Source organism: Paraglaciecola aquimarina, assembly GCF_032464635.1.
GTDB lineage: Bacteria > Pseudomonadota > Gammaproteobacteria > Enterobacterales > Alteromonadaceae > Paraglaciecola > Paraglaciecola aquimarina.
Genome location: NZ_JAWDIO010000002.1, coordinates 2934013 through 2948612, shown reverse-complemented (window position 1 = coordinate 2948612; position 14600 = coordinate 2934013). Strand labels below are relative to the sequence as shown.

The window sequence follows — 14600 nt, the reverse complement described above, 5'->3', positions numbered from 1 at the left end:
ACAAAAATAAACCAACAATTAACCGGATAACTTATTTTATAATTCGCCAAATATTTTCACTCACTTCACTAGGAAATCCACATGTTAATAGGCGTCCCGGAAAGAAATTAAGAATCATGAATACCGCGTTGGGCTAACGCCTGCATCCGTTATCGAATTTATCCGTTGCCATCATCAAGTGTGGGTACAAAAAGATGCGGGCAGTGCCATAGGGTTTTCTGACCAAGACTATATCGATGCCGGCGCTAAAATAGTGGTCGATGTTAAAGACATCTTCGCCAATGCAGAGATGATAATTAAAGTAAAAGAGCCACAAGAAAGTGAATGCAAAATGTTACGTAAGGGTCAAATTTTATACACTTACTTACACTTAGCGCCTGATCCAAAACAAACCCACTTATTGTTGCAATCTGCAGCAAGTTGCATTGCCTACGAGACAATTACTGACAATCAAAACACTTTGCCACTTTTAGCACCAATGAGTGAAGTTGCCGGTAGAATGGCAGTACGGGCGGGCGCCCACTATTTAGAAAAGTCACATGGCGGTAGTGGCACACTATTGGGAGGCGTTCCATGGTGGTTGCACTCAGGCAAGGTACTGATAATTGGGGCCGGTGTAGTAGGCACTAATTCTGCAAAAATGGCCTTGGGATTAGGTGCAGAGGTAACCATTCTAGATAAATCACTTGCCAGATTAAGACAGCTGGACGACATTTTTTCCGGACGGCTGAAAACCGTTTATTCAACCACTGAAGCTATTGATAAATACTCAGCCGAGGCAGATTTAGTGGTGGGAGCTGTACTCATTCCAGGTGCATCAGCGCCTAAATTGTTAACCAAGAAGCACATTGCAAATATGAAAGAAGGTTCGGTAGTTGTGGACGTAGCAATAGATCAAGGTGGATGCTTTGAAACCTCTAAAGCCACGACACATCAAGACCCTACCTACATAATTGATGGCGTTGTCCATTACCGGTGTGGCAAATATGCCGCTGGTGGGAGTAGCCCGGACTGCCACTATCGCTTTAAATAATGCCACGCTAAAACATGGTTTAGATATAGCCAACAAAGGTCTTCAGCAAGCACTGGCCGATGACAGCCATTTACTTAACGGCTTAAATGTGCATGCTGGCAATGTCACTTATAAAGCAGTTGCCACCCAACTTAACCTCGATTATTTAGATGCGAGACAGGCGCTGAATATCTGATATATTCTGACTAGAAGAGGCGTTGGCCTCCTATCCTATTTGTGCTGTTATAAATTTTACATGTATGAAAGTGGCATTCACCATCCTTAATTATTCCTTGCTGCTAACTTCAATTCATTTAATTGCTTCTCGACAACCTTAACGGGCCAATGAGCACTGTTGGTGATGTTTCACTCACTTTACACCCATGAATTTTAGGTTACACTCAATATACATTGTTTTATTTTGACTAAAAATAAAGGTGTATCCTATGGTTACTGAGCAAAATGTAAGTGAGAATATCAAGCACAATTTACGTCAAATGACGGTTTCTCAAATTATGTCTGACGGTGTGCTAACCGTTTACGAAGGGTGGTCTATCCGGCGACTTTCAAAGTTCTTTATTAAACACAACATTTCTGGCGCTCCGGTAATTGCGGCTGATGACGAACTTGTTGGTGTAGTGACGCAATCAGACATCATAAGGTTTGAAAGCCATGAACCTAGTGAGAGTGAAATAGAAAAGCTTGTCACTCAATTTTGTGGCCCTTTTGGTGGAACAATTGATAAGTCTGAAATAAAGCGGATCCAAGACAAAGCCAATGATTATTGTGCGGTTAATTCGATTAATGACTCACAGCGTATTTTCAGTAACAGAAAACACAAGTGTTTACGAGGCCTACAACTTAATCGAAAAAAACCATGTTCACAGATTGTTTGTTACCGACAAAGGCATTTTAAAAGGAGTGGTCACTGGTATGGACATATTGACGAATTTAATGAAGCATTAACAATGCTTCATTTGCTATATATAGGCAAAAACTTCGCTCATGCGTCCCAATCACCAAGTCTGCTGAAGGTCAGTGAATTAGGACGTAAACTGTTACTGCACTAACTACGTTTAATAATACCTAGTTATAATTGAACTGAATGATTAATCGCAATAAGTGCGGCTAACGGGTCATCGGCTTGGGTAATAGGTCGCCCAATAACCATATAATCTACTCCTGCCGTGATCGCTTGCTCGGGTGTCATAATGCGTTTTTGATCACCGATATCTGCACCGGTAGGCCGAATTCCCGGCGTTACCAATAAGAATTCTTTTCCTAGATTTTGCCTTAACAAAAGTGCTTCTTGTGCTGAACAGACGACCCCATCCAGACCACTCTGCTGGGTTAATTTAGCAAGCCTAAGCACTTGTTCTTCGGGGTTGCTTGTATTCCAATTGCTGATAATTGTTGCTGATCCATACTAGTTAAAACAGTCACCGCGATTAGTAGTGGTTTGTCATTACCGTAAGCTTCAAGGGCTACTTGAGCATGCTCCATCATTTTCGGCCCCCCAGATGCATGCACGTTAACCATCCATACACCTAAATCAGCCGCCGCTTGACAGGCTTTGGCAACTGTATTGGGAATATCATGAAATTTTAAGTCTAAAAACACATCATATTTATCAGCAACCAACCTTTTCACAAAGCTAGGGCCAAAATGGGTGAACATTTCTTTGCCTATCTTTAAACGACTATAGCTCTGGATTTAGGCGATCGATAAACGCTTCGGCCTTTTGTTGTTTATCAAAATCTAACGCAACGACGACTTTTGGATCTTGCACTTTACTCTCCATCAAGGCCTTTAATAGGTTTAACCGTTCCCCACTTTTTACATGATGGGCATAACCAATGAATTTGCCCACCAGAAAAACCACAACTATGGCATCTGTATTTAGGCCTTTGTTTAATTTGCTCTTCTACTAATTCTTTCAACAAAACAAGACTACTGGTTGACTGATTCCATTACCCTGTACGTCCTGCCCTTGTAAATCAATATACAACCCCATTAAAGTCTTAAACCCTTTCATAGTGGGGTGTTTCTTTAATTGTTCCAGCAATACCTCTGCCGCCTTAGCATTCTCACCTGTTTTAGCCAATTGCTTTACTTTGGCTAAATAGGCGGTTGCACAAAGCTGCCAATACTTTTCTAGTATTTGATTGAATTTATCACTATTGGCTAGTTTATCTGAACATTCGGCGATGAGTGGGATTGCCTCACTTAGCCAATTCACATCCCGAACGGGCACTTGTTCTAAATGCTCTATTGCTGTGTCGTATTTCGCTAGTTGCATGTGCATTTGCCCTAACATAAGCCAAGGACGAACGGCATTATCATCTGCTAAACAGGCTTTATTAAGATTGTTTTCAGCTTGTTCAAATTGATTATTTCTGATGTCAATCGAGGCTTGCTCACAATAAAAATGTGCAACCCGTGCACAGAGTTCATCGCTGTCACCGCCAGCACCCATCATTTGCTCTGCTAACTCTATTGCTTTGGGCCAGTCTTTAGTCGACTGATAGATATTAAACAGTTGGATTTGGGCGTTAAGAAAGTGCTTTTGGCTATTCATTAATTGCAAAAATGCGTTTTCGGCTCTTTCAAGAAATCCAGCCAAAATATAATCTCTACCTAGTTCGTATAGTGCCGTTTCTCGCAAGGTAGCTGAGATTTCATCTTTACTGACTAAATTTTGATGCACCCGTATTGCTCGGTCTAACTCCCTCTATGTCTGAAAAACTTCCCCATAGCGATATGAGTCTCTACCGTATCACTATCTAGATCAATCATTTTAATAAGCGTATCGACCGCTTTATCAGGCTCATCAGACAGTAAAAAGTTGAGTCCTCGATAATAGTGTTTAGCTAAAATACTAGACTGTTTGCGTTGCGCTTGACGAACGCTGTTGCGGCCCATGATCCAGCCATACCAAGGCTGCAACGGGAAGTAATAAAAAAGAGTTTCTAACATTAGAGAGTATGCGATGCCTGTGAGAGTTTCTTATTCTTTCTCTCTAGACTGGTTATTTTCCATTTTAATCGTAGCACATATGCAGTCATTAAAATAAAACAAAAACCAAAACCTAGGACGAATGTCACACCTAATAGGGTTGACATTTTAACTTGCTCGGAAAAATCATTAATTAAATAATTCACCGCAACAAAATGACCATTCTGTGAACCAATAAAACCCGCGATCACTAATACAAACAAAACAAAAATTAGCAGTAATAACCCTTTAATTTTCAACGATGCTCTCCTGTGAATACGTTAGTTTTACACGATAATGGAAATATAACTTCTGTAGGATATTCAACTGACGAATAAACATTGAAAAGATTATAATGCTACTCTAACAAAAACGGCACCCATATTGGAGTGCCGTTTTAAAATTTTTTATAAAAATCAATTAGCTAAGCTTTCGTTAACCCGCTCACGCAATTCTTTTCCAGGTTTAAAGTGAGGAACGTACTTACCTTCCAATTTTACTGTTTCACCTGTTTTAGGATTACGCCCAACACGTGGAGCACGATAATGTAGAGAAAAACTACCGAAACCTCTAATTTCGATTCGCTCACCTTTTTGTAAGGTTTGCGCCATTTGCTCCAACATTTCTTTTATCGCAGACTCTACATCTTTAGCAGGAACCCGACGTGCTTTATCGGCTAGTCTTTCAATAAGTTCTGACTTTGTCATTTAAAATACTCCATCAATCAAAAAGCTATTACTACCGATAATAAACGCGTTAGCCTATTTGTCAAAAATAATCCTATTTTAAAAATAGTTAACGCGCTTGCCATAGACTTTATTAGTCGTTTTTAGCTGCTTTAAATGCATCAGCAAAAGCGTTACTGAAACCAACTTCTTCTTGTTGATTGACTTTATCTAACGCTTCTTTCTCGTCTGCTTGATCTTTCGCTTTAACAGACAAGTTAACTACGCGATTCTTACGATCTACACCCATAAATTTGGCTTCGATTTCAGTATCAACTGTAGCAACTTCATTAGCATCTTCAATACGTTCACGCGCTAAGTCAGCTACACGGATATAACCTTCAACTTCATCAGCAAGTTTAACAGTTACGCCTTTAGCATCAACAGCTGTGATTGTACCAACAACGATTGTACCTTTCTTAGTATCAGTGATGTACTGATTGAAAGGGTCTTCTTCAATTTGCTTAACGCCAAGAGAGATACGCTCACGCTCTGGGTCAACTTGAAGAACAACAGCAGAGATTTCGTCGCCTTTCTTAAAGTCACGAACGGCTTCTTCGCCAGTTTTGTTCCAAGAGATATCAGACAAGTGAACTAGACCGTCTATGCCGCCATCAAGACCGATGAAGATACCAAAGTCTGTGATAGATTTAATCTTACCAGAAACTTTATCGCCTTTACTTTGTGCTTTAGCGAACTCTTCCCATGGGTTAGGGATACATTGCTTAAGACCAAGAGAAATACGACGACGCTCTTCGTCAATTTCAAGAACCATAACTTCACATACGTCACCTAAGTTAACGACTTTAGATGGGTGAATATTTTTATTAGTCCAATCCATTTCAGATACGTGTACTAGACCTTCAACACCGTCTTCGATTTCAACGAAACAACCGTAGTCAGTCAGGTTAGTTACAGCACCGCTTAATTTAGCGCCTTCAGGGTAACGGTTTGCAATTTCTTGCCAAGGATCGTTGCCCATTTGCTTCATGCCCAAAGAAACACGAGATTTTTCTTTATCGAACTTCAACACTTTAACGTTGATTTCGTCACCAACATTAACAATTTCACTTGGGTGCTTAACACGCTTCCAAGCCATATCAGTGATATGTAGAAGACCATCTACACCACCTAAATCTACGAAAGCACCGTAGTCTGTAAGGTTCTTAACGATACCTTTAACTTCATGACCTTCTTCAAGGTTAGCAAGCAAAGTATCACGCTCTGCACTGCTTTCTGCTTCGATAACAGCACGACGAGAAACAACAACGTTGTTACGCTTAGCGTCAAGTTTAATAACTTTAAATTCTAACTCTTTACCTTCAAGGTGAGCCGTGTCACGAACAGGACGTACATCAACCAATGAACTAGGTAAGAAAGCACGAACAGTGTTCACTTCAACCGTAAAGCCACCTTTAACTTTACCGTTGATCACACCAATGATCGTTTCTTTTTCAGTGTAAGCTTTCTCTAATTCGACCCAAGCTTCGTGACGTTTCGCTTTTTCGCGAGATAAAATTGTTTCACCGAAGCCATCTTCAACTGCATCCAAGGCCACATCAATTTTATCACCAACAGCAACTTCTAATTCACCGTCAGCGTTTCTGAATTGTTCAACCGGAATAGCACTTTCAGATTTAAGTCCAGCATCTACAAGGACTATATCTTTATCGATAGAAACGATAGTACCTTTAACAATAGAGCCAGGACGGGTTTCAAGTTCTTTTAAACTTTCTTCAAATAGATCAGCAAAATTTTCAATCATAGTGTTTAATAAATTTCTTTTTGACATCCACGTTACAATCCAGTTAGCGTGGGGTTGTTATTCATGACCAAATCATCCATAACTTGGTGTAGTTTTAATATAAAGATATTTACTTAACCGAAATATTATTTAATTTTTCAGTAATAAATAACTCAATTTTTTCAAGCACTTGGGTTACATTCAAGGCTGTTGAATCTAGAACCAGTGCATCTTCAGCAGGTATTAAAGGCGCAACAACTCGATTTGCATCTCGCTCGTCACGGGCTTCTATGTCTGCTAAAAGGCGGCGAATACTAACATCATGGCCCTTATCTTTCAACTGTTTGTAGCGCCTATTCGCTCGTTCTTCGGCGCTGGCGGTTAAAAAGATCTTAGCTTGCGCTTCTGGAAAAACCACAGTGCCCATATCTCGACCATCTGCAACTAATCCGGGGGCTTGCTTAAATCCTCTTTGTCGCCTTAGTAAGGCTTCTCTAATCATTGGTAAAGAGGCAATTTGCGAAGCAACCGAACCGACTTCTTCCGTACGGATCGTATCGCTGACGTCTTCACCTTCTAAAATGACTTTTACGCCACTGTCTGTGGTTTCAAAATTTACATCCAAGCCTGATGCTAAAGGCATTAACCCAGCTTCATCATCAACTGGAATTTGATGATGAATTGAGGCTATCGCTAAAACACGATATATACTGCCGCTGTCTAAAAATGCCAACCGAGCTTTTTAGCGAGTAACGTACTAGCGGTCCCTTTACCTGCGCCGCTTGGTCCATCGATTGTAATGACAGGTTCTATATGCATGAGCTCTCCTGAGCCAGTGAAAATCGGGCGCAATTATACGCATAGATTTGAGATAAGCAATGACACTTAGATTACAATTCATTAACTTATGAGCAAAGGAAGGAAAATTTACAAGTAGCTTAGTAAGGCAAGGAGAACAAATGAGCGGAATAGCAATCTGTTGGTCTCTTGTAACAAAAAATTAGCGGAGTTTTTTACTCCGCTAATAACAATTAAAAACAGATAGTAGCAAACCGCTGGAAGTAGTCAGGGAAGGTTTTTGCTGTGCAACCAGGATCATTAATTGTCACTGGTGTATCGCTTAGTGCCACTAATGAGAAACACATTGCCACTCGGTGATCGTTGTAGGTATCTATTTCAGCGTGAACTATGTTCTCGGTTGGGGTCACACTAATATAGTCTTCCCCTTCAACCACCGTTGCCCCCACTTTTCTTAGTTCAGTACTCATCGCTGCTAAACGATCGGTTTCTTTAACTCGCCAGTTATAGATATTGCGAATGGTCGTTGTACCTTTAGCAAATAAAGCGGTGGTAGCAATGGTCATCGCCGCATCTGGAATATGATTCATATCTAAATCAACCGCGTTTAATGGCGCACCTTGTACTTCAATATAGGTGTCTTGCCAATCAACTTTCGCTCCCATCTTCTCTAGTACTTCTGCAAAACGAATATCACCTTGAATACTATTTTTACCAATACCAGTTACCCGTACCGTACCACCTTTAATGGCGCCAGCGGCCAAGAAATATGACGCTGATGATGCATCCCCTTCAACCATAAAATGCCCTGGAGCTTGATACTGTTGATTACCTTTGACCACAAATGTTTGATAATTTTGATTTTCAATTTCAATACCAAATTTAGCCATCGTGTCTAACGTAATATCAATATATGGCTTAGACACCAATTCACCGCTAATGCTAATAGTCGAATTCTCTTTAAATAATGGTGCAGACATTAACAAAGCAGTTAAAAACTGACTAGATACACTGCCATCCACCGAAATATTTCCGCCTTTCAAGGCTTGCCCTTTAATAGTTAGCGGCGGATAGTCTGTATTTTTTAGATATTCAATGTCAGCTCCCGCTTGACGCAAAGAATCCACTAACGCGCCAATCGGCCTTTCTTCCATCCTAGGCTCGCCAGTCAACTGAAACTCCCCTTGGCTGCAAGCCAAAGCAGCACTAAAGTGGGCGCATAGCCGTACCCGCATTACCTAAAAATAAGCTAATAGGCGTTGCCACCTTAAAGACTCCAGCATTACCCGTCACCCAACACTGGGTTTTGCATTCAGATAATTTATATTGAATGCCCAACTTAGTTAGGGCATTAAGCATATGCTGAATATCTTCACTATCGAGTAAATTGGTTAGATGAGTTTCGCCTGATGCCAATGCGGCTAACAAAAGCGCTCGGTTAGATAAACTTTTTGAACCGGGTACATTGACTGTACCTTCAACTTTTTTAATGGGTGAAAGTAACAATTGTTTCATTAGCCATTTCTCCTAGCGAAATCTCGCATGAAATCTGTGAGTGTGATAACGCCTTCGATTGGCATTGCATTATAAATACTGGCTCGCATCCCACCAACAATCCTATGGCCTTTCAACGCCATTAAACCACGACTTTCAGCTTCCACTAAAAACTTGGCCTCTAGTTCATCTGAGGGTAAATGAAACGTCACGTTCATTTTTGAACGAAAGTCAGGATGGACTTTATTGATATAAAAAGGCGTTTGGTCGATACAACGGTATAATAGTGCCGCTTTTTCAGCATTTTTCTTAGCGATTGCAGTCAAGCCACCCTGCTCTTTTAACCACTTAAAGACTAAACCAGCCAAATACCAAGAATAGGTAGGCGGAGTGTTGTACATAGAGTCAAACTTGTCCATGGTTTTATAATGTAAAAAAGTAGGCACTTCTGGCATGGCAGAATCCAATAAATCATCTCTGACAATGACCACAGCTAAACCTGATGGACCAATATTTTTCTGCGCGCCTGCATAGATGATCCCAAATTTAGACACATCTATCGGTTTTGATAAAATATTTGATGACATATCAGCAACTAAAGGAACGTCTCCACTATCAGGGATATCGTCAATCTCAATTCCATCTACCGTTTCATTTGTACAATAATGAAAATAAGCACTGTTTGCGCTCATCATACTAGGATCGATGTCGGGTACTGCGGTCAATCCTTCTTTACTCACCACATCAGATACAACATTCGTCGCTAAAAACTTTTGCGCTTCTTGTTCCGCTCCGTTTGACCAAGAACCTGTCAACAAGAAATCTGCACATTTGCCTCTACCTTGTAAATTCATTGGTACTGCTGAAAACTGGCCTCGTCCGCCACCTTGAGCAAACAACACTTTATAGTTGCTCGGAATAGATAACAAATCTCGAAAATCTTGTTCTGCTTGTTCGGCTAACGCGATGTATTCTTTACTACGGTGGCTAAGCTCCATGACTGAGCGCCCTGTGCCCTGCCAGTCAAGAAACTCGGCTTGGGCTTTTTGCATGACAGAGGCAGGCAACATAGCTGGACCCGCGCAAAAATTGTATACTTTCGATTGTTCTTTTTTCACCATTTTCTCGCTAAACACTTCTCACAAAAAAACGAGTGGCAATGGCCACTCGTTTACTAACGTAACTCACATTAAGAACTAGAATTTATCTAGTTGCCATATTTTTTAATAGAAAAAATACGACTCTCTTATTCGTCTTCGTTTGAATCTACGTCATCTGCGGCATTAACTGCTGCCCCATCGGCACTTACTTCGCCAACAACAGCTTCACCTTCAGCTTCAGCTTCACTTTCAACCACTTCTAGCTCTTCGATTTCATCAATACGCTGTAAACCAACAACATGTTCGCCTTCAATCGTTCGAATTAAACGCACACCTTGTGTATTACGGCCAACAGTTGACACTTCTTCAACACGAGTTCTTACCAAGGTACCTTGGTCGCTAATAAGCATGATTTCGTCACTGTCATTAACTTGAACTGCGCCAACTACTTTTCCGTTACGCTCAGATACTTTAATAGAGACCACACCTTGTGTGGCACGACTCTTAGCTGGGTAATCGGCAACAGGTGTACGTTTACCAAAACCATTCTCTGTGGCGGTTAAGATAGCGCCATCACCTTGAGGAACAATAAGTGACACTACTTTTTGCCCTTCTTGTAAACGAATACCACGGACACCAGTAGCCGTTCGTCCCATAGGACGTAGCGCTAATAACTCTTCACCCGTTTCAGGATCGAGTTTTACATTACCTGTTTCAGCATCGCGTTGCTTCTCATTGAAACGTACTACTTTACCCGCATCGGAGAACAACATAATGTCATCTTCACCGTGAGTAATGTCCACGCCAATTAGCTCGTCGCCATCATTTAAATTAACCGCAATAATACCGTTAGCTCTAGGACGAGAATACTGCGTTAATGCGGTCTTTTTAACCGTACCATTGGCTGTAGCCATTAATACGTATTTACCTTCTTCAAATTCTTGAATAGGTAAAATAGCAGTAATACGTTCATTTTCTTCCAACGGTAAAATATTTACGATTGGACGACCACGAGCGTTTCTACTGGCTAGCGGCAGCTGATAAACCTTCAACCAATACAAGCGACCACGTGTTGAGAAACATAAAATGTGATCATGGGTATTAGCCACTAAAAGTTTCTCGATAAAATCTTCGTCTTTCATCTTGGTAGCAGACTTACCTCGTCCACCACGACGTTGCGACTCGTAATCGTTAAGTTTTTGATACTTAACATAACCTTCGCGAGACAATGTCACTACCACTTCTTCTCGTTCAATCAGATCTTCAATATCAATATCATGAGAGGCCGCAGTAATTTCAGTACGACGAGCATCGCCATATTCATCACGTACTATTTCCAACTCTTCTCGAATAACTTCCATCAATCGTTCAGGGCTACCAAGGATGTGCAATAACTCAGCAATAACATCGAGCAGCTCTCTGTACTCAGACAAGATTTTATCGTGTTCTAAGCCGGTTAGTTTGTTTAAACGTAAATCAAGAATTGCTTGAGCCTGTTGCTCTGTCAGGTAGTACAACCCATCACGTATACCATATTGAGGCTCAAGCCAATCAGGACGAGCAGCGTCATCACCTGCTCGCTCTAACATGTCGGCTACATCACCCAAAGACCAACCTTGAGCGGTTAACGACACTTTAGCGTCAGCCGGACTTTTAGAGGCTTTAATTAATGCAATAATTGGATCAATATTAACCAGTGCAATGGCCAAGCCTTCAAGAATATGGGCTCGCTCTCGCGCTTTCTTCAGTTCGAAAACTGTTCGTCTTGTTACCACTTCTCGGCGGTGCAAAACAAATGCTTTAAGAATATCCAGCAAGTTGAATATTTTAGGTTGAGTCTTATCTAGCGCCACCATGTTAATACCAAACACAGTTTGCATTTGCGTTTGCGAATATAAATGGTTCAATACCACTTCAGCCGACTCATTACGTCTTACTTCTACGACGATACGCATACCGTCTTTGTCAGACTCATCTCGTAGCGCAGAAATACCTTCGATTTTCTTTTCTTTTACCAGCTCAGCAATTTTTTCAATTAGCCGAGCCTTATTGACTTGGTACGGGATCTCATGAACGATAATGGTTTCTTTACCGCTATCTTCCGTTTCTATTTCGGCACGAGCACGCATGTAGATTTTACCGCGACCAGTTCGATAAGCTTCCTCAATACCTTTACGACCACTTATAAATGCAGCAGTTGGGAAGTCAGGTCCATGAATATACTCAATCAGCTCTTCAATCGACAACTGAGGGTTGTCGATAAGTGCGATACAGCCATTCACCACTTCTGTTAAATTGTGAGGTGGAATATTTGTCGCCATACCAACCGCAATACCCGATGAACCGTTAACTAATAAATTAGGTACACGGGTGGGTAATACTTCTGGAATATGCTCAGTACCATCGTAGTTAGGTACAAAGTTGACGGTTTCCTTATCTAAGTCAGCCAACAACTCATGGGAAATTTTTGCCATGCGAATTTCGGTATAACGCATAGCAGCAGCTGAATCACCATCAACCGACCCAAAGTTACCTTGCCCATCAACTAGCATGTAGCGTAAAGAAAATGGCTGCGCCATACGAACAATAGTGTCGTATACAGCTGAATCACCATGAGGGTGATACTTACCTATTACGTCACCTACTACGCGAGCAGATTTTTTATAGGGTTTATTGAAATCGTTTTTTAATTCGTTCATGGCAAATAAAACGCGGCGATGCACCGGTTTTAAGCCATCTCGTACATCAGGCAGCGCCCTGCCAACAATAACGCTCATCGCATAATCGAGATAAGAGTTTTTTAGTTCTTCTTCAATGTTAATAGGAAGAATTTCTTGGGCGTGATCAGTCATATACAGCCTTGTCCCTAGTCATTATTATTAGTGGTTGGTTTAGTCAAAACTCAGTTGGTTTATTTTAAGCTAGGACTTAAAAAAGCATAGGTAAGTTTCAACAATATTATCTTTCTTTTCAACCGCACAATACTACCACCTACAAAAAGAAATAAATAGCCGAAAGTCATGCATGTAGCTTATATAGTGGTCAATAAACCAGCAGTTGAGCATATGTGCTGTTTTATTGATTAAGCTAGCTGTTATTTGCACTAGCTAGTGAATAGACTTGCTGGCTATAATACGCCTAGTTTACTGGCTAACAAAAATGATGTTAAAAGATGACCAACAGGCAAAATGTCGATATCGGCGAAATCCAAAAATTTTCTGACTTAGCGTCAAGATGGTGGGACTTAAATGGGGAGTTCAAACCGTTACACCAAATCAACCCTCTTCGTACAGATTATATAAATCAACATAGCCATGGCCTAAACGACAAAAAAGTACTGGACATCGGCTGTGGTGGCGGAATATTGGCCGAAAGCATGGCCAAGCATGGTGCACATGTTACCGGTATCGATATGGCTGAAGCCCCGCTAGAAATAGCCAAATTACATGGATTGGAGTCCGAGCTGGATGTTAGTTATCAGCAAATTACCGCTGAAGAATTTGCCGAGCAACACCCTGCACAATTTGATGTCGTCACTTGCATGGAAATGCTTGAACACGTGCCAGATCCAAGGTCAGTGGTCAATGCCTGTTTTAAATTAGTGAAACCTGTGGGACAGGTATTTTTCTCTACCTTAAATAGGAACATTAAGTCTTATCTTATGGCGATAGTCGGTGCGGAATATATTCTTGGCCTTGTCCCTAAAGGCACTCATCAGCATGATAAGTTTATTAAACCATCCGAATTGATGGCTTGGATTGATAGCACGCCATTAATAATAAAGAGAATGATCGGCTTACATCTCAACCCGATAACGCAAGATTACTATTTGTCCACGCAAAATGTAGATGTCAATTACATCATTCATTGTCAAAACGGAGATAGCTAATGCCATCTGTTCCAAACGCTATTTTATTTGACTTGGATGGAACCCTACTCGACACAGCAAAAGATCTTGGTCATGCACTCAACACTATCTTGTTGGAACACGACTACCCTAGTGTTGACTACAGCATATATCGAAATATAGCCTCCGATGGAGCGAAAGGTATGCTTGAATTAGGGTTTGGCGATGCACTGAAAACGTTAAACGTAGCGCAACTGAGACAACAGTTTTTAGATAATTATCAGGCAAATATTTGTCTCGATACGTGTTATTTCTCTGGTGTTGAAAGTCTGTTAATTGCCTTAAATGAACGCAACATACCTTGGGGCATCGTGACCAACAAGCCAGAGTTTTTAACCTTACAATTAGTCAAGTATTTCCCCCTACTAGAAAACTGCCAAGTCATTATTAGTGGTGATACGTTAAGCGAGAGAAAGCCACATCCCTTACCTCTGTTAGAAGCGCAAGAAAGGTTAAACCTAGCCAAGCCAAACACATGGTACATTGGCGATGCACAGCGAGATATTGAAGCAGCCAACGCTGCCAATATGGTAAGTGTAATAGCGGGTTATGGATACATTGATAAACGAATCGAAACTGATGCCTGCAGCAGGCCGACTTATACATTCATCAAGCGGTAGATTTATTGCCATATATAAAGTCGTAGGCTAAAAAAGCTACAATGGCCTAACCACGATATATAGTGCATAAAAAGAAAGACACCCCCTATATATCCATATAGATTAAAAGCTAATAACTATACATTAAAAAAATTTAATGCTAAAAATAACTATATTTATAGCTTGCATTCCCATAAAACGACCTTCAAAAAGCGCTTTTAAGTTAG

Annotated in this window: 8 protein-coding genes and 5 pseudogenes; 4 read left to right on the top strand and 9 right to left on the bottom strand. The window is 40.8% G+C overall.

From position 1 onward, the window contains the following. Window positions 1-81 precede the first annotated feature (81 nt). Window positions 82-1208 (top strand): annotated as a pseudogene (ald, locus tag RS130_RS14655) (alanine dehydrogenase). A 250-nt stretch (window positions 1209-1458) separates the two neighbouring features. After that, a complete protein-coding gene (locus RS130_RS14650; protein ID WP_316026541.1) occupies window positions 1459-2082 on the top strand; it encodes a CBS domain-containing protein in 624 nt (207 codons plus the stop codon). Window positions 2083-2102: 20 nt separating this feature from the next. Here RS130_RS14650 and pyrF read toward each other — a convergent pair. The 9 genes and pseudogenes from pyrF to gyrA all read right to left on the bottom strand — a co-directional run bounded on the left by pyrF (window position 2103) and on the right by gyrA (window position 12719). Next, a pseudogene (gene pyrF, locus RS130_RS14645) lies at window positions 2103-2813 on the bottom strand (orotidine-5'-phosphate decarboxylase). Then, window positions 2803-3988, bottom strand: a pseudogene (gene lapB, locus RS130_RS14640) (lipopolysaccharide assembly protein LapB). The pseudogenes pyrF and lapB overlap by 11 nt, the downstream one beginning before the upstream one ends. Beyond that, window positions 3988-4266 carry a lipopolysaccharide assembly protein LapA domain-containing protein gene (locus RS130_RS14635; protein WP_316026540.1) on the bottom strand — a complete coding sequence of 93 codons (279 nt, stop codon included), beginning with the start codon at window positions 4264-4266 and terminating at the stop codon, window positions 3988-3990. The pseudogene lapB and the gene RS130_RS14635 overlap by 1 nt, the downstream one beginning before the upstream one ends. A gap of 156 nt (window positions 4267-4422) precedes the next feature. Further along, window positions 4423-4713 (bottom strand): integration host factor subunit beta, encoded by a 291-nt coding sequence (gene ihfB / locus RS130_RS14630; RefSeq protein WP_316026539.1) that lies wholly within the window; start codon window positions 4711-4713, stop codon window positions 4423-4425. Between the two features lie 112 nt (window positions 4714-4825). Next, on the bottom strand, window positions 4826-6496 hold the full coding sequence (gene rpsA, locus RS130_RS14625; RefSeq protein WP_316028070.1) for a 30S ribosomal protein S1: 1671 nt from the start codon (window positions 6494-6496) through the stop codon (window positions 4826-4828). 109 nt (window positions 6497-6605) lie between these two features. Then, window positions 6606-7294 (bottom strand): annotated as a pseudogene (gene cmk / locus RS130_RS14620) ((d)CMP kinase). A gap of 212 nt (window positions 7295-7506) precedes the next feature. Next, window positions 7507-8788 (bottom strand): annotated as a pseudogene (gene aroA, locus RS130_RS14615) (3-phosphoshikimate 1-carboxyvinyltransferase). Then, the gene (gene serC, locus RS130_RS14610; protein WP_316026538.1) at window positions 8788-9888 is read right to left on the bottom strand and encodes a 3-phosphoserine/phosphohydroxythreonine transaminase; all 1101 of its coding nucleotides are present in this window, start codon (window positions 9886-9888) and stop codon (window positions 8788-8790) included. The pseudogene aroA and the gene serC overlap by 1 nt, the downstream one beginning before the upstream one ends. A 125-nt stretch (window positions 9889-10013) precedes the next feature. Beyond that, a complete protein-coding gene (gene gyrA, locus RS130_RS14605; protein WP_316026537.1) occupies window positions 10014-12719 on the bottom strand; it encodes a DNA topoisomerase (ATP-hydrolyzing) subunit A in 2706 nt (901 codons plus the stop codon). A gap of 320 nt (window positions 12720-13039) precedes the next feature. Between gyrA and ubiG the strand changes: the two genes are divergently transcribed. Further along, window positions 13040-13756, top strand: coding sequence for a bifunctional 2-polyprenyl-6-hydroxyphenol methylase/3-demethylubiquinol 3-O-methyltransferase UbiG (gene ubiG, locus RS130_RS14600; RefSeq protein ID WP_316026536.1), 717 nt, complete (start codon window positions 13040-13042; stop codon window positions 13754-13756). After that, window positions 13756-14394: an HAD family hydrolase gene (locus tag RS130_RS14595; RefSeq protein ID WP_316026535.1), complete on the top strand. Its 639-nt coding sequence runs from the start codon at window positions 13756-13758 to the stop codon at window positions 14392-14394. Before ubiG ends, RS130_RS14595 begins: the two co-directional genes overlap by 1 nt. Window positions 14395-14600 lie beyond the last annotated feature (206 nt).

Coding starts and splice junctions, on each gene's coding strand:
- RS130_RS14650 (WP_316026541.1), top strand. CDS start 1,459: ATGGTTACTGAGCAAAATGTAAGTGAGAATATCAAGCACAATTTACGT.
- ihfB (WP_316026539.1), bottom strand. CDS start 4,713: ATGACAAAGTCAGAACTTATTGAAAGACTAGCCGATAAAGCACGTCGG.
- rpsA (WP_316028070.1), bottom strand. CDS start 6,496: ATGATTGAAAATTTTGCTGATCTATTTGAAGAAAGTTTAAAAGAACTT.
- serC (WP_316026538.1), bottom strand. CDS start 9,888: ATGGTGAAAAAAGAACAATCGAAAGTATACAATTTTTGCGCGGGTCCA.
- gyrA (WP_316026537.1), bottom strand. CDS start 12,719: ATGACTGATCACGCCCAAGAAATTCTTCCTATTAACATTGAAGAAGAA.
- ubiG (WP_316026536.1), top strand. CDS start 13,040: ATGACCAACAGGCAAAATGTCGATATCGGCGAAATCCAAAAATTTTCT.
- RS130_RS14595 (WP_316026535.1), top strand. CDS start 13,756: ATGCCATCTGTTCCAAACGCTATTTTATTTGACTTGGATGGAACCCTA.